The sequence below is a fragment of the Pseudonocardia alaniniphila genome (genome assembly GCF_022524485.1).
Classification (GTDB): Bacteria; Actinomycetota; Actinomycetes; order Mycobacteriales; family Pseudonocardiaceae; genus Pseudonocardia; species Pseudonocardia alaniniphila.
In genome coordinates this window covers 72735-92818 of sequence record NZ_JAKXMK010000041.1, presented here as the reverse complement: position 1 = coordinate 92818, position 20084 = coordinate 72735, and the positions used below count along the sequence as shown (strand labels likewise).

Here is a 20084-nt window from a genome sequence, read left to right as displayed (position 1 = left end):
CGGCTCGGTCAGCAAAATGCAGTAGCACCAACGCGAGGTCATCAAGACAGCGCCGGCAGCGTCCCGGCTCCGTGCGCGGCCTTTCTGCGGCGGGCTTGAAGCCCTCCCTTCAGCGCTTATGACGGAGCCATCTCGCGGGCGAGGTCACTCGCCCCACCCGCCGCCGCCGGGGGTTTCAATGCGCACGCGGTCCCCGCATTGCAGGTTCCACGTGCCCTTGCTCGGCAACTCCTCCTCGGTGCCGTCGGCGCGAATGCGCATGTTCCGCCCCACCGCACCGTCCTTACCGCCGCCGATCCCCCACGGGGCGCGTTCGCGGCGTTCGGACTGGATGGTGAGGACGCAGTCGGCGAGCACTTCGATCTCCCGGATCAGCCCTTCGCCGCCGGGATGCTTTCCGCCCCCGCCGGAGCCGCGGCGCAGCTCGTAGCGCCACACGCGTAGTGGGTAACCGATCTCCATCGCCTCGGCCGGCGTGTTCTGGGTGTTCGTCATGCCGGTCTGCACCCCGGACATGCCCGGCCGGTGTGGGGTGCCGCCCTCCCCGCCGCCGAGGGTCTCGTAGTAGCTGAACGACGCGTCCCCGCCTGCGCCGAGCAGCAGGTTGTTCATGGTCCCCTGGCTCGCCGCCGGTACCCGGTCCGGGATCGCCTGCGCGAACGCGCCGAGCAACACGTCGACGATCCGTTGGCTGGTCTCGACGTTGCCGGCGGCGGTCGGCGCGGGGAAGCGGGCATGCACCACCGATCCTTCCGGAGCCCTCACCTTCAAGGATCGGTAGCAGCCGGCGTTGGGCGGGGCGTCGGGGTCGGTCAGCATGCGGAAGACGAACATCGACGAGGACAACGTCACCGCGAACACCGCGTTGCAGTTCACCGGGATCTGCGGGGCGCTGCCCTCGAAGTCGATCGACACCTCTTCCCCGGAGACGGTGACGGTGGCGCGGATCTGCACCCCCTCGCCGATCTCCAGCACGTCGGAGCGTTCGTAGCGACCGTCCGGGATATCGGCCACCGCCGCCCGCACGCGGCGGTCGGAGTAGTCGCACACCGCGGCCATCGACTCGTGCAACCGTTCCGCGCCCTGCCGTTCGGCCAGCTCTCGCAGCCGAGCCGCGCCGACATGGTTGGCCGCGAACTGCGCGCGGAGATCCCCGCGCCGCTCCCCCGGCGTCCGCGAATTGGCGGCGATCAACCGCACGACGTCCTCGCGTTCGCCGTCGGTATCCGCAATGCGGATCGGCGGGATCCGCACGCCCTCCATGGCGATCTCGGTGGCGCCGGCCGGCATCGACCCGGGAGCGGCACCGCCGACATCTGCGTGATGGGCCCGATTGGCGACGTAGCCGAGCAGCTGGCCGTCAGAGTCACCGACCGCGGCGACGATCGTCAGGTCGGGCAGGTGGGTGCCGCCCATGTACGGGTCGTTGACGCACACCTGGTCACCAGGCAGCAGCTCGCCGTAGGCGTCGAGCACGGCGCGGACGCTGGCCGGCATCGAGCCGAGGTGCACGGGGATGTGCTCGGCCTGCGCGACCATCTCGCCGTCCGGATCGAACACCGCCGCGGAGCAGTCCGCGCGTTCCTTGATGTTCGGGGAGTAGGCGGCGCGGCGCAGCGCCACCCCCATCTCCTCGGCCACCCCCGCGATAGCGTGCCGGAAGACCTCCAGCTCGACGGCAGAAAGTCCGCTCACGACAGATGCACCACCAGGTTCAGCGCGTCGTCCACGACTGCGCGTTCGTCAGGTGCCAGCAAGGTCGTCGTGTCGGACTGCTCGATCAATGCGGGGCCGTGCACCTCGTCGCCCGGGTGCAGCGCCGCCCGCGAAACCACCCGGGCATCGACGGTCTCGCCTGCGACTCCGATGTCACGGCTGCGCTCCTCCGCCGGTTCCTCCTGCTCCCAGTCGCCGGGGGGCTCGGCGAGGATCGGCGCTGCGGTGGCGACCACCCGCAGCGTCACCACATCCACTCGCTCGTCGCGCATGGCGTAGCCGTAGGCCTCCTCGTGCGCTGCGTGCAGCAGTTCGGCAAGGTCTGCGCCACCGTCGTCCACGGTGATCCGCAGCTCGTGCGACTGGCCCGCATAGCGCGCGTCGGCGACCCGGGAGATGCTCACCTCGCCCGCCACGCCCTGGCTGGACAGTTCCGCGCGGGCTGCCTCGGTCAGCTCCTCCCAGGCCGCCGACAGGTCCGTGCCGACATCGGCCATCACCGTCCGCGACGCCTCGAACCGCGGCTTTGCGAGCAGCAGGCCAAGCGCGCTGAGCACTCCCGGCGCCGGCGGCACGACGACTGCCGTGCAGCCCAGCTCCCCTGCCAATGCGGTGGCGTGCAACGGCCCGGCGCCTCCGTAAGCGACCATCGCCAGCCGGGAGGGGTCGATGCCCCGTTCGGTGCTCACTGTCCGCAGCGCACGGGCCATGGTCGCGCGGACCACAGTGAGCACGCCGTGCGCACCGCCAGCGGAGGCGGGCAGGGTGTCCAGCGCCCTTTGCGCGGCGTCCACGTCAAGCCGCAGGCCGCCACCGAGTTCGCGGTTCGGGTCGAGATGCCCCAGCGCGCTGTGCGCGTCGGTGACGGTCGGATCCTCCCCGCCCCGGCCGTAACAGGCCGGCCCCGGGTCGGCCCCCGCGGAACGGGGCCCTACCCGCAGTGCACCGCCCGCGTCGATCCAAGCGATCGACCCGCCGCCCGCTCCGACCGAGTGGATCCCGACCGCCGGGGTGCGGAAGGGCAACCCCGCGATGCGGGACGACGTCGACACCTCCGGCACACCGCCGCGTATGAGGCATACATCGCTGGAGGTGCCACCCATGTCGAACGCGATCGCGTCGTCGAACCCCGCCGAGCGGGCCACCGCCCCCGCGGCGACCACACCGGCCGCCGGCCCGGACAGCAGGGTGTGCACCGGCGCTGCGGCGGCGTGGTCGACGCCGGCGGTGCCGCCGCCGGAGGTCATCACCGTGATCGTCGGATCGGGCAGCCGTTCGGTGAGGTTGGCCAGATATCGGCGCATCACAGCGCTCCACCGCGGCGTTGAGCACACAGGTGGATGCCCGCTCGAACTCGCGGAGCTCGGACAGCAAAGCGCTGGAGCGCGTGACCGGCACCTCGAGCCGCTCCAGCGCATCGCACAGCCTGCGTTCGTGCGCCGGGTCCGCGTAGGCGAACAGCAAGCTCACCGCGATCGACTCGGGCTCGAGCTCCTTCACCTCCGTGACAACGCGCTCGATCTCGTCACCAGTGAGATCGACGACCGGTTCGCCGTCAGGACCCATCCGCTCAACGACCGTCACGACGCACTCACGAGGCACGAGTGGCTCGGGCCGAACCACCGACAGGTCATACAGGGCCGGACGGTCCTGCCGGCCGATCTCCAAGACATCGCCGAACCCATCGGTGGTGACGAAGACCGTGCGGGCGATCCGGCGCTCGAGCACGGCGTTCGTCGCCGTCGTGGTGCCGTGAGGCAGCAGCTCGACGTCGCCATCCGGCCGTCCTTCGCGCACCCCATTCTCGACGCCCTCGGCCTGGTTCCCCGGCGTCGTCGGCACCTTGACCGCGCGCGGCCGATGTCCCTCCGCGTGCACAACGACGTCGGTGAAGGTGCCACCCACATCGACGCCCGCACTGACAGTCATTGGCACCCCATGGCGCGCGGCGCGAAGAAACGCCAGATGATCATCGAGGCCTCAATCATGTCGACGACGTGTGTCTACCCGTCGGCATCAGTGATCGATCATTCAGTTGGGTCAGCCGCCATGGGCCTTGGTTGCCTTATCATCGTCAGCGTCCTCAGCGGAATCCCCAGCACGGCTCTCGCGGTTTTCCTCGGCTGCGCCCGGATCGCCATCCTCGCCGTAGTGTGGATCTTGGCCCGAATCCTCACCGTAGTGTGGATCCTGCTTCTCTGCCATCCCTCTCATCCTCCTTGCCAAGTGGCAAAGGGTCCCCCTGAACGCGCCCGTCAAACATGGCCGATCGGACGGCGACATCCGAGGATCGCAGCGGGTGCCAACCCGCTCAGACGAACAGATCAACTTCGCGGTTCGATATCCGTTGAACAACAACCCCGTCCTCGATGACGCTGATAGCTGACGCCTGATACCTGATTGACTCCAGAAACTTCTCACCAGTACATCGGTCCGGATCCCGAGGCAGGGCCCCGGCAAAGTCGCGGCGAACGGCGTTCGGAGCGGAGACACGCCGGTGATGATGTAGGGCGGACACGGCCGCCTCGGTGATCATCGCGGGTTCCTACGCCTGCTTGACCAGGCCCGCGGACGCAGGCAGGTCCGGACCGAGACCCGCACCCTGCAACTATGCGCGATCACCGGACCGGGGCGACTGCGGGTATCAGGTTTCCGCACGCCCGCCTGGCCCCGGCGTCGCGCTGCGCATTCAGGGGAGGCAACGGCTCCTGACGCTCGCGGCGACCCACGCGGCGCTGCTGCTGGCCCAGGGCGCTGGGCGGTCGCTGCGGTCGATGTCGGACAAGGGCGTCGCGGCCGTCCTGGATCCGAGGCCGGCCACGACCCGCTACGGCGGCTTCCTGCGCGCCTCGCTCCCCCCGTTCCGGACGACCTACCACCCCGAGGTGGTCAGGGCCGCGCTCAAGCGTCTGGACGTGGCTCAGACCCCGTGATCCGTTCGACGAGCTCGTCGCGGTACTCCCGCACCGCCTGAAACTCCGGTTCGTCGCCGGTCGCCCGCTTCAACGCGCCTTCCAGGATCTTCAGCCCCTGGCGTTCGTCGCCGCGCGCATCCGCCTGCCTCGCGGCGTTCTCCAGGGCTTTGGCGAGCTTGGTCTGCGCTTCGGGTTCCGTGGTGGCCTTGTGGATCCGGATCCAGTTGCCGCCCGGATCGACGACGGTGAACCCGGTGTAGCGGTCGTTGCGCAGCCGCGGCCGGGTCATGCGCGGGATGCCGGAGAGGAGCAGCTTTCCGTGCACGGACCGCATCCCCGCCGCGAAAGCCTCGAACAGCTCGCTGGTGTCCGCCACGATGACCAGGCACGAGCTGTACGACTGCGCCGGGTCGTACTCGTCCATCCCGAAGAAGTGCAGATTGATGTCTTCCCGTCGCACCGCGACGTGCGGGTTCGGCCGCGTCTGCCGATAGGTGACCTCGAAGCCGAGCATCTCGTAGAACGACGCGATCTCGTCGATGGATGGACAAGGCAGGAGCGGAATGGTCAGTTCGTTCGCCACCGCCCGAACCTAAGCCCAGACCTACCCAAACGACACCGAGCTATTTGCTCATGAACAGCATGACAGCCCCCAGGGCCCGGCAAGGTCGCGCCGGACGGCAGGGCCCCGGAAGGGTCGTGCTGAGCAGCGTGTCGAGCGGTGACAGGCCGGTGATGGTGTAGGGCGAACACGGCCGTGTGGGTGATCATCGCGGGTTCCGACGCCTGCTTGATCACCTGCAGTACCGCCGTGTCCGCATGCCCATCCTCCCCGATCGCTGTGCTCGCTGGCTGCAGCGACACCAGAATCGACCCGGCGAATGCCCCGGCCCTCGACCCAGCCGATGAAGAACTTCTGGTCGTGCTGGGTGCAGTGACTGATCCGCGCAAGTCCCGAGGGGTGCGCCACCGGCTGGTGACGGTGCTCTCGGCGGCGGTGTACGCGGTGCTGGGCGGGGCCCGCTCCTACGTCGTGATCGCGGAGTGGGCCCATGACCTGCCGGTCTCGGTGCGGCTTCGGTTGGGCATCGGACGCCGGCGCCGAGCGAGTCGACGTTCCGGCGGGTCCTGCAGCGCGTGGACGCCGACGAGCTGGACACCGCGGTCAGCGGCTGGCTCGCCCGACGAGTTATCGCCCCTACCGGCACCGGGCCGACCAGCACCGGGCCGGGGCAGGCGATCGCGGTGGACGGCAAGACCGCCCGCGGAGCCCGCCAAACCGATTCGGTCCCGGCGAGGTAGTGGCGGGCCGGGCCCGTCACCTGCGGGCGCGCGTGAGGACGCTCGGGGTTGCGTCAGCGCCTGGGTCACACGAGCCGACGCCTGCCTTCTGTCCGACCGCTGCGGTGACGAACCCGGACCGCCAACTACCTCGCTGAACCTCGCAGTGTGTCGATATCGCTCCTCCCCGCTGCCGTACGCGCCCAGTACCTGGCTGCGAAAGGCGCGGGCCGTGCTGTCAGGCCCGATCGCCCGGACGGCAGGCCGCGCACCACCCGGTGGCCGGACCTGCAACAGCTCGCCATTCCCACAGACAGGTCCGTGGGGACCGCGCCGGTGTGATGCAGCAACGTTCAGACGTTGATCTGCTTGGTCTCAGTGTCGGCGCTGGTGATGGTGATCTTGCGGGGCTTCGCCCTCTCGGCGATCGGAATCCGCAGGGTGAGTACGCCGGCGTCGTAGGACGCGTCGATGCGGTCGGCGTCGAGGGTGTCGCCGAGAAACAGCTGGCGGGAGAAGACCCCGTGCGGTCGCTCGGCCACCTGCATTTCCACGTGCTCGCCGGTCGCAACGGGGGGCCGCTCAGCAGTCACGGTCAGCACGTTGCGCTCCACATCCAGCTCGATCGCATCCGGTTTGACTCCGGGCAGATCGAAGCTGACCACGAACTGCTCGCCGTCGCGGTAGGCGTCCATCGGCATCGCGGTAGGACGAGACCAGGTTCCCGGGGTGTTGCTCAACAGCTGCTGGCTCAGCCGGTCCAGCTGACGGAACGGGTCGGTGCGCATCAGCATCGCAGGCCACTCCTTTCGTGATCGACAACAGGCGGCGATGCACCGGAGCTATGCCGGATCGGCAAGGACCACTCCGGATAGCTCCAATGGTAGCTACAGACTCCCTGCCGTACAAGCTGGCGATTGCATCAGACACGGAGCACAGCTTCGGGCAGGCACCCGGGAGGAACGGTGCCGCTCTTTGCCCGTCCGACACCCGGGCGGGCGAGAAGCAACGAGGGTGGGTCGGAGCCGGTCGAGTCCGCATGGCGACACCGTCCACGGGGTAGCCGCATCTCAGGACGAACACCTGGGAGCAGTGATCACAATGGCAAGCCGGTGAAACAGGATTCAGCGACGTGTTCTACGACCTGGTATCCGTGCAGTACCACCCACTCAAGGCCGGCCATGACTACGGCCAGTACGTGCGCGATGCCAAGAACGGTGGCTTCGACGACATTGCCGGCTTCTTCGAGCAGGTGATGTACGAAGGCTCCGAGCGAGCCAAGTGCCCATCAGTTCCTCGCCCAGCTCTCTGGCACAGAGCACGCCGGCTCAGCCGCACGCTGACGGAGTGGGGGCCGACCGATCCGGCGACGGAGGGCGCTCCGCCTCTCCCCGACCCGGGATCACTGTGAGTCGTCCCCCGACCTTCGTCGGCGAGCAACAGTCGAGGCAGCCGCGCGAAGTCGGCACCGGGCGCACGGCAGGCATCGGCATCGCTGCACCGATGGGGCAGGACGTGACCCGCCGCACGCACGGTCACAGGTTCTTCGAGACGAGGGAGACGCCGGGTGGGACTGGTTCTGAGGCCGTCCGCCGCCACGGCGCCGTGGCGGGTGGAGGTTCACCCGGAGTGGAGCTGTTTAACCCTCGGTTGTGAGGCCGCTCCGTTCGTGGCGCGGCGACACGGCGGCACCGTCGCGATCACGATCCGGCTCGACCTCGCCCCCGCCCTGTCTACCGCGATCGAGGAACTTTCAGAACGTGCGGCGCTTGCGACGGTTGGCGACGTCGCGGCCGCGGCGTGGTCGGCGCGACAGGAAGGCAACGAGATCGTCCTCACCGGGCCGGGTCGGGCCTACATGGTCGACGCCAGCAACGCCGAGTGCGGTCTAGCCCGGACGATCGAGATCGAGCACGGACATCTCGCCGATCTACGCCGGGCGCTCACCGGCGTCATCTCCTCTCCTCGATCTCCCGGATTCCCGATGTCGCACTTGTGAGTTGACGAGGTGGTTTCAGGGATACCGGCCGGGGCCAGTCAGGACCTCCTGCATGGCGGTCCATCAGCACCGTGAAGATGTCCGGTGCAGGTCGTCCATCGCGTCTTCGTCGGTCTCCAACTACGCGGCGGCGCCCAGATCGCGGCTGCGGATCACGTCGCCTGCCTTCAGCGCCAGCGCAACCCCGACGCGCCCCATCTCCGCGAAGTACGGTGCGACTTCCGCAGGAAGCACCGGGAGGCGATGGCGGCGGCGTGCCGCCTGCGCCACGTGCAGCGCCAGGTCGCCCATGCGCTCGATGTCGCCCGCCCCGTGAATGGCCGGTCAGCGGCACGAGCCGACAATAGGCGGCGCGGGACAGTCAGGCGAGAAAGTGGTGCAGCGCTGCGGTCAGGTCGTCGGGGTTCTCCTCCGCGACGTGGTGTCCGGACTCGATCGGGCGGCCACGGAGATCGTCGGCCCACGCCCGCCAGACGGCGAGCGGATCACCGTAGAGGCTCTCCATGTCGTCCCGGGTCGACCAGAGGCAGAGCGTCGGGCAGCCCACGGTGCGACCGGCGCGCTGGTCGGCTTCCTCATGCTCCCGGTCGACTCCGAGGCCGGCGCGGTAATCCTCCAGCATCGCCCGCACGGTGGCCGCATCGTGGATAGCCTGCCGGAACTCCTGATAGTTCTCGGCTCCCATGCTTTCGGGCCGCGCTTTGCTTGCGTACCAGGCGTCGGGATCGGCGGTGATCACCCGCTCCGGCAAGTCGGGCTGAGCGAAAAAGAACCAGTGGTACCAATCGCGGGCGAACTTGGCATCGCACCGGGCGAGGGCCTCACTGATGGGCACACCGTCGAGAACGACCAGGTGGCTGACCGCGTCGGGATAGTCCAATGCCAGGCGTAGCGCGACGTAGGAGCCGCGGTCATGTCCGACGGTGGCAAACGTCCGGTGGCCCAGGGCGTTCATCAGCCGAACCAGGTCCGCTGCCACGGCTCGCTTCGACTGCTGGGAGTGGTCGGGGAGGATGCGCACCTTCCCGGACTGGCCGTAGCCACGCATGTCCGGACAAACGACGGTGAACCCACGTTCCACCAGCTGCGGCGCGACCCAGTGCCACGTCGACCCGGTACGCGGATGTCCGTGGATGAGGAGAACGGGACGGCCTTGCCCGGCATGCCAAACTCGAAGTTCCACCTCCCCGACGTCAATCCGCTCGTCCGTGAAGTCATCGAACATGAGAGACATCTGTCCGGACGACCCATCGGGCAAACGTCCTCACCGGCAGAAGCGTATGGCCAACCCGCTCTCTCCGGCCGCCCCGCCTTCACAAGGGGTAGCCAACGAGCCTGGGCATCGGGGCGCGCATCAAGTGAAGCCACCGTGTACCGCGGACGGGCTGGACGGGCACGATCACTGACATCGGCGGCGTTCAGCACGCCGAGGACGTCGAGCAGGGCAGACTGGTCCAGAGCTGCCATCGCGTCGCGCCTCTCTACGAGTTCCTTGGCGGGATCACGCAGAGACTCGCGCGCAGGCCCCTCCCGGGATGGGCCGGGGCGGGTTCATCGGCGCTCGCCCCACCCGGGCTGTGCTGACCTTCGGGCGTCATCAACAGACACCAACACCTGGCAACGACGATGGGCGCGATCAGCCCGGCAGGCTGGCCGGGCGGGAGTAGCTTCTTGGGACGACACCCGGAGCTGCACGCGCCCCCGTTAGCGTTGTGTGCTTGCGCGCCGGCGCGGGCTCGCGGTGGAGCCCGCGCCAGCGGGTGGTGGTTTTACGGGTTGAGCCAGCGATCAACGATGGCCGCCTGAAGCGGCACCGAGGGGACCACGTGCCGGTCCTCGTCGGGGAGGTCGTGGCCGTTGATGCAGATGCTCCAGCGGTCGTCGCCGGTTTTGCGCCAGTCGGTGAAGGTGCGGGTGGTCACCAGCAGGAACCGGTCGTTGCCCCAGGCCAGGGCGGTGACGATGGTGAGCGTCCCGCGGCGGTGCGCGGCCTCGTGGTAGTGCAGGCACAGCGGCACCGCACCGGTGTGACGACAGATCTCGACGAGCAACCCACGCGCGACGTTGTGGGCGCCGAACATCCCGTGACTCCCGCGCAGCGGGATATTCGCACTGACGCCGTGGGGCAGGATCCAGCTACGGGCCTCGTCCTCGACGGTGATGTGGTGCCGGCCCATCACCACCGCGCTCCTTTCCGGCACCTCGGCCTACACGCCGGACAGATCCGCGGCGATCGCCTCCACACGGACGTCGCGATCGGTGCACTCGCGCCAGTCGATGCGCGAGTCGTCGGTCCAGGTCTGGTGGGTGCTCTGCGGGGTGGGTGGCATGGGTCCTCCCGGGCTCGGCGTCGCGGTGACGCAGCCCGGGTCAGCGCGCGCGGGGCGGGGGCCCGCAGGGACGGCGGCGGTTCCAGCTCGCCCATGCCGGTGGGATCGCAATGACTTCCTTCCGACCGGGTCGGTGCCTGTGTGCGGTCTCACCGGCATGGTGTGGGCCGGGTTCGTCGGCGCCCGCCCCGCCCCCGGCGTGCTGTTCTCCGGGCAGCCCCGCGACGCCGAGCCCCAGGCGTCCACGACCGCCGGTGAGCCAAGATCGCCACGAATCCGATCTACCGGGCATCGTCGTTGCAGCGGCATGGGGCCGAACACGATTCGTCATCAGAACGGTCACTCATACCGACGCAGCGCCCTGGGTCGCGTGGAAACCACGAATCGAAATGAGGGGCTAAAGGCTGTCGGCTTCGCGACATCGCGGACGTTGCCCTCGCTCCGCCGAGCTGGGCCGCCGCACACGGTCGGTGAGACCGTGGAATGGCCTCACCGACCGAGTGATGACGGGCATTCAGCTAATTACTTGATGACTGTCGCTGACCGTGTCCTCGTCGGCGTTCTGATCGATGGCCCCGGTGTCCTCGACGACCTCCTGGCCCGTCGCATGCATAGGGTTGGCCTCGTCATCGGTCTCGTTATGGTTCTCGCCGCCAACGCCACCGCCCGCCTGCTCCGCCTCGGTCGTGGAGGTGTCCGGGCTGAGCACGAGCTGCTCGACCGGGGACAGCGGGTAGCCCCACCGCTGCAACGCGGCGAAGTAGGCGCGGGTCTCGCTGCTGGGAGTGCGCCAGCTGTGCCGCCCGGTGCCCTGCTCGCCGGCACCAAGCAAGATCGCCAGCGCCAGCATGGTCGCCCTGGCCGGAGTCGCCGTCTCCCCGGCAGTCGCGATGGGGTTGGTCGATCCGTGGTCAACCACGGCGTCCATGGCCAACAGCTGCCGGGCGGTGGAGTGGCCGGACTCCATGGCCCTGCGCACGTCGTGGCTGCCCCGACCGAGCGTGGCCGCGATGAACTGGACCGCATCCTTCGGAGCCGTCTTGCGGGCCAGAAACGTGGTCCGCAGCCAATCACGCCGGACCGTGGCGGCCGAGTCCCAGTCCTTGTTGTTCGCGATCACCCGGCGGCGTTCGGCCTTCTCCGCCTCGCTCCTCGGCCCACCCGGACGACCACCGGCGCCTGCAGGCGTTGCCGAGGTGTTGTCCCAGCGCGCAACGTGTCCGTTCGCTTCCGCGTCAATGCACATGTCCGTGGTGGTGAGCGTGGCTTCACGGGCACCCCAGCCGCGGCGAACCTCAACACAGACGGCCTGGCCCGGGCAAGCCTGGTGCGCCTCGGAGGTTAGCTCGGTGCCGCTGGCATCCTCCGCGCCAGGCCGCAGCCCACTAATCGGCGACGCCCCATCAGCTTCGGTGACGACCCGGACGCCGACGGCGGTGAGCTCAGCGACCGCTCGGCGACCAGGCGCTGTTCCTCGCGCTGATCGCGCAACCGCTGCGCGACGTGGTCGAACTGGGCCGGCTCGGTCTGCGCGGTGATGGTCAGGGCCTTGACCGCCTCAACGCCCTTCTCGCTGCCGTCATCGAACTCGGCGATCACCGCAACCTGATCCAGCGGGATGTCGTAGCGGCTCAGCACCGCCGCCGCGAGTTCGCTGCGCGCGACCGAGGTGGTGACCTTGACGCGCTTCACCGGGGTGTGGGTGCGGCGGGCGATCTGGCCGGCCGTCAAGCCCAAGTCGAGGAGCTGCTGGTGGGCTGACACCTCCTCCGCCTCGGATTGCCCGCCCGGTGCAAGTTCTCCTCGAGCTGATCCACGATCCGCTCGATCTGCCCCCTACGGTCGTATTCGCCGGGGTCGGTGTCCGGGTCGATCAGGACCCGCACGCGGTCGAGACCGGCTTCGACCGCGGCCAGGGTGCGGCGCTTGCCTTTGCGCACCACGAGCGCCCCGTCATCGGCCCGGCGGCGGACATGGATCGGCTCTCGAACCCCGCGCTCACGAACCGACCGGACAAATCCCTGATCCAGGACAACTGACCCGCGGATGTTCGGACCGATGATCAGCTCGCGTGGATCAGTCTCCAGAAGTTCACCAAGCTGGAAATCAGAGTCGCTCGGGTTGAGCTCGACGGTGGGATCTGCGTTGATCTCGTTCTGATCGAGCTGTGGGTCAGTCATAGCGGGCTCCTAGCCTCTTGGCCGCCGATGCTGTGCTGCGGCGGTGGTGTGTCCCGGTGTGGGACGCGCCCCCTTGGCAGCGCTCGCCTGGTTCGGCCGGGGGTTCCGGCTGGCCCGCACGGCGTGGACCAGCGGGCGATGCACCGGCGGGTCGCGTGCCTGTCGGAGAAGCTGGTTCACCCGGCGTGGGTCAGCGCGGGTTCATCGGCAACGAAACCGGGCGGCGATGCCACCCTGCGTGGACCCACCCGGAAGGCCGCCCCAGCGCAGCTCGGTCACGATCAGCAGGCCGCGAGGCCTAAAGTCGCCACAGTTCATCGACGCGATGTCCAAGGCGGAGTTGGCCGGTGGGCGCATGACTTGGCGACGGACCCCCACCGCGGAGCCGTCTTCGTGGCTGCGGTAGGCCAGCGGGGCCGGTGAGCGTGTCGCTCGCTAGGGACGTGAGCGTGCGCGCTGCTATCAGGCGAAGCGGTCGAAGCAGGCAGATCCCGGTATTCCGATCAAGCGCAACTTTCAGACGTCGGGCCACAGGTGAGCCACGCGGGCATCGATCTGAGCACGCACGATCGGCAGGTCCTCCGCCTCTAAACGCTGGATCTTCTCGACCTCCACGATCACCTCGCTCACGTCGCGGCCGTAGTAGGCGCCGTGCTGTTCGGCCGCCGTCCCCACGAACGCCGCCACCTCCACCGCCATCGCCGGTGCTCGTCCTCGCGCGGAACCGCACCGATGAACCCGCCGCGGCCCAGCTCGCCGATAGCTCGACCTGAGAAATGTCGCCTGGGGGCGCCATGCACCAGAGCAGGGTCAGGCTGCTTTTCCGCAGCTCGCGCGCCACTCAAGAGCCTCCGGCACCTCCTGGAACTCCAGCAAGTGCTGACCGGCGAACCGCGTGAGTGCGTCGCGCACCTCGGCGGGCGTGGCTCGGAAGAACTCCCGCCGCAAGTTGACCTGGTTGACACGCCGCTCGGCGAACTCCTGGTGCAGCCGGGTCTCCAGCGTGACCGCGTCCTCGCTGAACACGATCGCGTGCGTGTCGAACTTGAACGGCACCGAGGCATCCCCCAGTTCACGGATACGGTCACCCGGGTCGAGGCGCCGCGTGAGGCCGATCTTCACGACGCCTGGCCCAAAGGCCCCGACGTTCGAGATCACGTAGACGAATCCCGCGCGGATGTTCGCCTCGCGTGCCTCGACACCGTTGATCGCCTCGTCGACCGAGGCGAGTTGCGCCTCCAGCTCCCCGACGTCGCCCCCCTGCTCCCGGACCTTGGCGAGCGCGTTCTCGAAGTGGGCGCGTTCCTTCAGCAGCCGTGCCTTCTCCCGCTCGAACTCACGGCGGGCCTTCTCCTCCTCGCGCTGAGCCTCACGCTGAGCCCGGATCTGCTCCTTCTCCTCCTCGACCTTTGCGGCGTGGTCTGTGGTCAGCTCGATCTCCATAACGCGGACCCGGTGGTACGGCTCGACGATTTCGATGTTCATCGTCCGGCCGAGGCGAGCGATTGTCTCTCGAGTCTTCTCCAGTCGAGCGATCACGGCAGCTCGGTTATGCGGCTTCACAGTGCGCACGCAGTTGTCGGCCTCAGCGTTGTACGCGCGCAGCAGCAGCTTGGAGAAGTCGCGCACCATCTTGCGGCCCTCGCTCTTGGACCCGTTGACCGACCACTCCGTCGTAGACAGGACCGCGGTGCCGTCGCGCACCATCGCGCGTGTGGTCTGCTTGATGTGGTCGAGGTTGTTCTTGTAGGCCACCGCGTCGTCAAGGCGGTGCCGATATTCATAGACGCCGCTCTCCTGAAGCAAAGCGGTCTCGTTCGTCTCGACGACCTGCCTGCTCACACGGTCAAGTTCTGCGCGCCGTTGATGGAGTGCTTGCTCTGCCTCGGCGATTCGAGCGGCCACCGCGGCGAGCTGCTGTCGTGAGTGCTCGACCTGGGCGGCGATCTGCGCACCGGTCATCCCGCGCAGCCGGTCCAGCTCCGTGCGCAGCTGCGCGTTCTCCGTCTCGAGGTCCTGGCGCTTCCGGCCTCCGAACAGTCTGCTGCGCCCTCTGGTCGGCGCAGGAGGCGGCGTGGGGGCGGTCGGCAACGGCGCGGCAGCGTGTCTATGAGCCCACGCGGCTGGAGCAGGCGGTGCGGGCGTTGGGTGGTATCCGGGTGCGGCTTGCGTGAGGGTGGCCTGACGGCCGGGGGCATCCGGCCAGCCGGGGACGGCGGGTGGGGCGGCAGCATGACGCGGCGCGGGCAGCCCCGGATGAGGACTCGCATTCGCCACCGTGGCCAAGGGCTGGGTCGGCGGGTCGGGGTACTGGCCAGGCCACGTCACGCTGAAGTGATCGGTTTGACACAGCGCGCGGTTACAGCCGCAGACCGGGGACACGTACATGCCGCAGACCGGGGACACGAGATCGCCCGGGCCACCCTTGCGCGATCAACGCTGATCGGGTGGTTCTAGGGCAGCCGGGACTGGCCTAGATCTCCAAAAATCTACCGTCTAGCGCCGTGATCCTTCCCCGACATGAGGAGGCGTACACCACTCTGCGCATGGCATCCTCGCCGCGCCCAGCAGCGACAGGCCGGCGACGCCATCGATGACCATCTCGCCTGCGCCGACTCGCAGGTTGTGGATGAGTGCAGAGTCCTCGACGCCGAGTCCGCCGCGCCACCACACACGCACGGACCCTTGGCATTGCTCGATCGCTCGCGTCGCGGATCCGCAGGCGATCCGGATGGGGGGGCCAGTTCCGTGGCCTGGGCGATAGATCCTCGCCGAGCCGAACGACGTGGGACAAGGGCGAGCCCCACTCAGACACGATCTTGCCCCACGATGCTCAGAGCTGCTTCAGCCCGATCGATCTGCCCGCGCGCCGATAGGCCAGACGCAGGCCTAGCTGATCGAAGACCTCGGCGTTGTCTGCCAGGTCCGACGCGATCGCCAACCACGACAGACCACACAGCGACCGCGTCCTTGTAGGTTCCGAACAACTCTGTAGACACGTAGCCAAAGTTATCCACAGTTTCGACTTGAACCAAGTGCCGACAAGATAGCTGCACAATAATCACCACGTGCGAATCAAAATGACACGGAGGCACGTCTCGCGACCTGCACCGAGGATGCCAATCGCGTCGAGCGAATTGGTTAGGTCACAGCCAGCAGCACCACCTCGTATGCGCCTGACCACGATGCCAACCATGCGAGAACCACAGACAACGTCATCCGAGTTGCCAAGCTCAGTCTCGTCCTTCACACGAGGACGCGAACGCGACGAGACGAGACGAGGAACAATGACCGACCTCGATGGGCTGCCGGTCCTGATCAGCGTGAGGAAGGCAGCGGAAGTGCTTGGCATCAGCAGAGCTTCGGCCTATCGCTACGCGGAGCAAGGACACCTTCCGATCAAGAGGCTCGGCGGACGCATCTACGTCGTCCGGGATCGCCTGCGCAAGCTCGTCGAGGAGCCCACATGACGACCGCCGCGTGGGCCCTGCCGTGACGGCCAGTCGTGGTCGTAAGCGAAGCAGGCGAGGGATCGCAGGAACCGTCTACCAACGTGGCGCCAAGTGGGCCTACCTGATCGACCTCGGAGCCGACCCCCTCACCGGCAAGCGACGACGGGACTCACGCAGTGGCTTCCTTACCGAGAACGCCGCGTGGGACGCGCTCGTCGAAGCAAACACAGAACTCCGCACACACACCTACGTCAAGAACGCCCCACGAACTGTCCGTGAGTTCTTCGACGAGTGGCTCGCCGCAATGAAAACCGCCCTCAAGCCGACCACGCACAGCAACTACACCAGCTACGCCCAGTACTACGTCATACCGATAATTGGAGATCGCAAACTGCAGGACATCACGGTCGAAACAATCAACCGCCTCTACTCCCACCTCCTTCAGCACGGCAGGCGGTCCGACAACACGAACCAAATCATGTACGAGGAGTGGCGAAAGGGCATCGCCCGCGGCGCTGAGCCCGCTGCCCGCCAGATCGCCACGGCGGCCGGGCTCAGCTACTCCGCCGGAGTACGTGCGCTGCAGCGCTACCGTGCGGGACGCGTACCGCGCGCCATTACCGGCGGCCTGGAGCCGCGCAGTGTCCAGAGCGTCCACATCATGCTGAACCGAGCTTTCGCGGACGCGGTCCGCTGGAAGTACGTCAGCACCAACCCCGTCGAGCACGCAGTCCGCGTACGGCGCGACCGCAAGGGCCACTCGGTATGGACCCCGCAACAGCTCAAGCAGTTCCTCGCGACCGCGGCCGGCGACCGCCTGTACGCGATGTGGCTGATGTTCGCCACCACCGGCATCCGCCGATCAGAAGCAGCCGGCGCACAGCTCGCCCACCTTGATCTGGACGCGCGAGCAATGACCGTCTGGCACACACGAGTCGTAGCAGCCGGCAAGGCCCAACCATCCGATGGCAAGAGCGAACGGTCCCGGCGAAGCCTCGCCCTCGACCGCCGCACCACGACCGCCCTCACCGCCCACGTCAAGAAGCTCGGGGACGAGAAGCACTCGTTCGGCCGCGACTACTCCGACCACGGCCTGCTCTTCTGCTGGCCCGACGGTCGCCCCATCCACCCCGACACGATCACCGAACAGTTCAGCCGGCTCGTCGACCGCGCCAGCCTTCCGCCCGTCACACTCCACCAAGTGCGTCACACGCACGCCACGATGTCGCTTCGCGCCGGCGTCAACCCGAAGATCGTCAGCAAGCGACTAGGTCACGCCACAGTCGCCTTCACCCTTGACACCTACACCAAGGACGTCCCCGAGCTCCACCACGAAGCCGCGGACATGGTCACCAACCTCTTCTTCGACGACCCGATCGAGGAGACGTAGCCGTCCAGCACGGTTGGCTACAAAGCTGGCTACCAAGTCAACTGCTCTCCATCGACAGGAAGCCCCGCAGAACACCGAAAGGCCCCCTGACCCGCAGGTCAGGGGGCCTTTCGGCATGGTGGGCGATACTGGGATCGAACCAGTGACCTCTTCGGTGTGAAGCAATGCAAGGGGCCAGCCCGTCAGGGCTTTTCCGCAGTTCACCGCACCAACTCGTCCGTGGCCATCCGTCGTCGACAATGAGCGTGCGCGCCGGTTGTCACGCAGTTAGTCACTCACATCGGGTGTTCCGATCAACGGTGTAACAGGGGGACGATACCGCTGGCGAAGGCGTCAACGCCGGCTTCCAGCGCGTTGCCCACCGTGCCCGGCACTTCCCGGTCGGGTTGAGTGATCTGGTGAACAGGTAGAGGCACTTGAGCGCGGCCTGCTCGGTGGGGAAGTGCCCGCGGGCTTTGACCGCGCGCCGGTAGCGGGCGTTGAGGTTCTCGATGGCGTTGGTCGCAGATGACCCGTCGGATCTCCAGGTCGTAGTTGAGGAAGGGCACGAACTTCGACCAGGCAGCGCGCCAGACCGCGTGATCGCCGGGTACTGGCCACGCCAGGCCGCGATGAACTCCTCGAAGCTGGCTGTGGCTGCGTCCTCGGTGGGTGCGGTCACACGAGCAAGCGCGCGATCTCGTGCACGGCACGGTCGTACCGTTCTTCACCCGCGCGCACGCCGAGTACGTGATGCTCGAGGAGCGCGCCGGGGACCAGCCGCCGCCCGAGGCAATGGGCGAGCTGCTCCTCGCGACCCAGGCGATCGGCCCCGTCAAGCTGTGCGTCGAGCGGATCGCCACCCGTCTCGCCGTCCCCGGGGTCTCGCGTGTGCTGCTGCACGTCGAGTCCGCCGGCGAGCCCGACGCCGTCATGGCCAACCTCGACCGGCTGGCGATCGACGTCGTGCCCCGCGTCCGCGCAAACTCGGCGTCACGCCCGCGGCGGTGACTCGATGAGCGGGCGGACGTCACGTTTCATCGAACCACGACGCACTCGGCCAACGTCGCAATCAACTACCGCAGCGCGCCCGAGCGAGAAGCTGAGCACTTCGCCGGTGGGGCCGGATCCGTTCCGAGGTAGCGCCAGAGAATCGGCAGCTTGACGCGGTGCGGTACGCCACACGTCAACCAGCTCCAGCACCGCCTTGCGCAATACCGATCGTCAGCTCGGCAGGCGACGGGCGCGCAGGACGACGTCGTCGACGTGGTGAGTCGACACCGCGCCGGGTGGCCGTGGTCGCGTCTCGTGGAGCTCGATCTTCCAGCCGGGTGCGTCGGCCAGGGCGGCGGCAATCTCGTCGACGCCGAGGTAGGCGTCGGGGTCGAACATGCGGGTCTGCTCGGCCACGTCGATCGGCGCGCGCATCGGCGTCAGGTCGTGCCCGACCACGAGCAGGGTGCCACCGGGCGCGACGGCGGCGAGCAGGTTGCGCAGACCGCGTCGGTCGGGAGTGCGGTGCACGGCGCCGTACTGCATCGACACGAGGTCGTAGCCGCCGGTCTCAAACGGGTCCGGTGCGTTGGCGTCACGATGCAGGCACTCGACGGCGAGGCCGCGGCGTGAGGCCTCGACGGCGACGCAGTCCAACGCGTATTCGGAGATATCGGTCGCGGTGACCTTCCAGCCCCGCTCAGCGAGCCAGATTGCGTCGCCGCCCTCTCCTGCACCGACGTCGAGTACGCGGCCGGCTGCCAGGTTGCTCACCTCGTGCACGAGCGTCCCGTTGGGGTTACCGCTCCACATCGTCGCGTCACCCCCGTAGCGGTGGTCCCAGTCGGTCTCGTCGCCCGACGGTCGGGCGGCCGCGCGCACGTCGTCGTCGGCGAGGCTGAACGCGATCATGGCGCCGACGCGGCTGCCGTGCGCGGCGGCGTGGAGCACCTGCATGCTCGGGTCGGTCACATTGCCCGCCGCGTACAGGCCGGGCACCGAGGTCTGGCCCATCGGATCCACCTCCACTGCGTCGCCGACGCCGGTGACGTGCGGGACCGTCGACAGTCCTGCGGTCGCGAACACGTCCGCCCGGGCCCGGAACCTCGGGCCCACCACCACGGCGTCGGCCTCGAGCGTGCGCCCGTCGACCAGCTCGACGCCGGCGAGCCGGCCGTCTTCTCGGGTGACGACGCGGCGGACCGGCGTCCGGACGACCTCGGTGCCAGCCGCGGCCAGCGCGTCGAGGGAACCGTCGTCGAGCCCGGAGGCGTCGTGCACGACGATGCAGTAGCGGTCCGTGAGGTGCCGGAACAGCGGTGCCGGATGCAGTCCCATCGGGTGCGTGACGATCTGCACGATGCGCTGGTCACGCACCTCGAAGCCGTGGCAGAACGGGCAGTGGATCACATCTGCACCCCAGCTCTCGGCCAGGCCCTCGATGTCCGGAAGCTCGTCGGCCAACCCCGTCGCCGCCAGCACCCGACGGGCCACCAGAGCGTGACCGCCGCCGACCTCGACACGGAACCAGCCGTCGTCGCGCCGCTCGACGGTCCGCGCCCGGCCGGTCAGGATCTCCCCGCCGTAGCTGCGGATCTCCTCGCGCCCCCGACCGGCCAGCTCCGACGGTGGTGCGCCGTCGAATCCGAGGTAGCCGTGCATGTGTGCGGCGGGGGCGTTGCGAGGAGTGCCGTCGTCGACGACCACCACCGATCGGCGCTGCCGGACGAGCTGCAAGGCAGCCGCCAACCCTGCCGCCGATCCGCCGATGATCGCGACGTCGCAGTGCCGTTCCATCTGTCCCGGTGCGTGCGACCCATGTGCGTGCTCAGCCATGGCACCGACGATA

The 20084-nt window shown here is 68.3% G+C and carries 20 protein-coding genes and 3 pseudogenes; 7 read left to right on the top strand and 16 right to left on the bottom strand.

Annotated features, from left to right (window positions below; all coding sequences use genetic code 11):
- Positions 1–144 precede the first annotated feature (144 nt).
- From MMF94_RS36945 to MMF94_RS43890, 3 genes and pseudogenes are all read right to left on the bottom strand, one after another.
- On the bottom strand, positions 145–1695 hold the full coding sequence (locus MMF94_RS36945; RefSeq protein WP_241042120.1) for a hydantoinase B/oxoprolinase family protein: 1551 nt from the start codon (positions 1693–1695) through the stop codon (positions 145–147).
- Positions 1692–3020 (bottom strand): hydantoinase/oxoprolinase family protein, encoded by a 1329-nt coding sequence (locus tag MMF94_RS36940; RefSeq protein ID WP_241042119.1) that lies wholly within the window; start codon positions 3018–3020, stop codon positions 1692–1694. Before MMF94_RS36940 ends, MMF94_RS36945 begins: the two co-directional genes overlap by 4 nt.
- 163 nt (positions 3021–3183) lie before the next feature.
- Positions 3184–3645, bottom strand: a pseudogene (locus tag MMF94_RS43890) (hydantoinase/oxoprolinase N-terminal domain-containing protein); the annotation flags it as partial.
- A gap of 779 nt (positions 3646–4424) precedes the next feature.
- On the opposite strand from MMF94_RS43890, the pseudogene MMF94_RS36930 reads away from it, so the two are divergent.
- Positions 4425–4649 (top strand): annotated as a pseudogene (locus tag MMF94_RS36930) (helicase C-terminal domain-containing protein); the annotation flags it as partial.
- Here MMF94_RS36930 and MMF94_RS36925 read toward each other — a convergent pair.
- On the bottom strand, positions 4618–5214 hold the full coding sequence (locus tag MMF94_RS36925; RefSeq protein WP_241042117.1) for a VOC family protein: 597 nt from the start codon (positions 5212–5214) through the stop codon (positions 4618–4620). The pseudogene MMF94_RS36930 and the gene MMF94_RS36925 sit on opposite strands and share 32 nt — an antisense overlap.
- Positions 5215–5388: 174 nt before the next feature.
- Here MMF94_RS36925 and MMF94_RS43885 point away from each other — a divergent pair, with 174 nt between their 5' ends.
- Positions 5389–6276: a transposase family protein gene (locus MMF94_RS43885; protein WP_379660530.1), complete on the top strand. Its 888-nt coding sequence runs from the start codon at positions 5389–5391 to the stop codon at positions 6274–6276.
- On the opposite strand, the gene MMF94_RS36920 is transcribed toward MMF94_RS43885, so the two are convergent.
- A complete protein-coding gene (locus tag MMF94_RS36920) occupies positions 6266–6706 on the bottom strand; it encodes an Hsp20/alpha crystallin family protein (protein WP_241042116.1) in 441 nt (146 codons plus the stop codon). The genes MMF94_RS43885 and MMF94_RS36920 overlap by 11 nt on opposite strands.
- Positions 6707–7044: 338 nt before the next feature.
- Between MMF94_RS36920 and MMF94_RS36915 the strand changes: the two genes are divergently transcribed.
- Together MMF94_RS36915 and MMF94_RS36910 are read left to right on the top strand one after the other, a co-directional pair.
- The gene (locus tag MMF94_RS36915; protein WP_241042115.1) at positions 7045–7323 is read left to right on the top strand and encodes a hypothetical protein; all 279 of its coding nucleotides are present in this window, start codon (positions 7045–7047) and stop codon (positions 7321–7323) included.
- Positions 7324–7479: 156 nt separating this feature from the next.
- Complete coding sequence (locus MMF94_RS36910; protein WP_241042114.1) at positions 7480–7911, top strand: hypothetical protein; 432 nt, start codon at positions 7480–7482, stop codon at positions 7909–7911.
- Positions 7912–7945: 34 nt separating this feature from the next.
- On the opposite strand, the pseudogene MMF94_RS36905 reads toward MMF94_RS36910, so the two are convergent.
- The 9 genes and pseudogenes from MMF94_RS36905 to MMF94_RS36870 all read right to left on the bottom strand — a co-directional run.
- A pseudogene (locus MMF94_RS36905) lies at positions 7946–8232 on the bottom strand (phosphate signaling complex PhoU family protein); the annotation flags it as partial.
- 40 nt (positions 8233–8272) lie between these two features.
- Complete coding sequence (locus MMF94_RS36900) at positions 8273–9136, bottom strand: alpha/beta fold hydrolase (RefSeq protein ID WP_241042113.1); 864 nt, start codon at positions 9134–9136, stop codon at positions 8273–8275.
- Positions 9137–9680: 544 nt separating this feature from the next.
- The gene (locus MMF94_RS36895; RefSeq protein ID WP_241042112.1) at positions 9681–10088 is read right to left on the bottom strand and encodes a hypothetical protein; all 408 of its coding nucleotides are present in this window, start codon (positions 10086–10088) and stop codon (positions 9681–9683) included.
- Between the two features lie 30 nt (positions 10089–10118).
- Positions 10119–10241 (bottom strand): hypothetical protein, encoded by a 123-nt coding sequence (locus tag MMF94_RS43470; RefSeq protein WP_277398909.1) that lies wholly within the window; start codon positions 10239–10241, stop codon positions 10119–10121.
- Between the two features lie 514 nt (positions 10242–10755).
- Positions 10756–11487, bottom strand: coding sequence for a hypothetical protein (locus tag MMF94_RS36890; protein ID WP_241042111.1), 732 nt, complete (start codon positions 11485–11487; stop codon positions 10756–10758).
- A gap of 95 nt (positions 11488–11582) precedes the next feature.
- Positions 11583–11972: a hypothetical protein gene (locus MMF94_RS36885; RefSeq protein ID WP_241042110.1), complete on the bottom strand. Its 390-nt coding sequence runs from the start codon at positions 11970–11972 to the stop codon at positions 11583–11585.
- Positions 11969–12421, bottom strand: coding sequence for a ParB N-terminal domain-containing protein (locus tag MMF94_RS36880; RefSeq protein WP_241042109.1), 453 nt, complete (start codon positions 12419–12421; stop codon positions 11969–11971). Before MMF94_RS36880 ends, MMF94_RS36885 begins: the two co-directional genes overlap by 4 nt.
- A 516-nt stretch (positions 12422–12937) precedes the next feature.
- Positions 12938–13120, bottom strand: a complete 183-nt coding sequence (locus tag MMF94_RS36875; RefSeq protein WP_241042108.1) for a hypothetical protein — start codon at positions 13118–13120, stop codon at positions 12938–12940.
- A 111-nt stretch (positions 13121–13231) separates the two neighbouring features.
- Positions 13232–14383 (bottom strand): SNIPE associated domain-containing protein, encoded by a 1152-nt coding sequence (locus MMF94_RS36870; protein ID WP_241042107.1) that lies wholly within the window; start codon positions 14381–14383, stop codon positions 13232–13234.
- Between the two features lie 1325 nt (positions 14384–15708).
- On the opposite strand from MMF94_RS36870, the gene MMF94_RS36865 reads away from it, so the two are divergent.
- The gene (locus MMF94_RS36865) at positions 15709–15891 is read left to right on the top strand and encodes a helix-turn-helix domain-containing protein (RefSeq protein WP_241042106.1); all 183 of its coding nucleotides are present in this window, start codon (positions 15709–15711) and stop codon (positions 15889–15891) included.
- A gap of 10 nt (positions 15892–15901) precedes the next feature.
- Positions 15902–17263, top strand: a complete 1362-nt coding sequence (locus MMF94_RS36860) for a site-specific integrase (RefSeq protein ID WP_241042105.1) — start codon at positions 15902–15904, stop codon at positions 17261–17263.
- Positions 17264–17534: 271 nt separating this feature from the next.
- Here MMF94_RS36860 and MMF94_RS36855 read toward each other — a convergent pair whose 3' ends face one another.
- Positions 17535–17924, bottom strand: a complete 390-nt coding sequence (locus MMF94_RS36855; RefSeq protein ID WP_379660528.1) for a transposase — start codon at positions 17922–17924, stop codon at positions 17535–17537.
- Here MMF94_RS36855 and MMF94_RS36850 point away from each other — a divergent pair.
- On the top strand, positions 17915–18253 hold the full coding sequence (locus MMF94_RS36850; protein WP_241042104.1) for a hypothetical protein: 339 nt from the start codon (positions 17915–17917) through the stop codon (positions 18251–18253). The genes MMF94_RS36855 and MMF94_RS36850 overlap by 10 nt on opposite strands.
- Before the next feature lie 213 nt (positions 18254–18466).
- On the opposite strand, the gene MMF94_RS36845 is transcribed toward MMF94_RS36850, so the two are convergent.
- A complete protein-coding gene (locus MMF94_RS36845) occupies positions 18467–20071 on the bottom strand; it encodes an SAM-dependent methyltransferase (protein ID WP_241042103.1) in 1605 nt (534 codons plus the stop codon).
- Between the last annotated feature and the right edge of the window lie 13 nt (positions 20072–20084).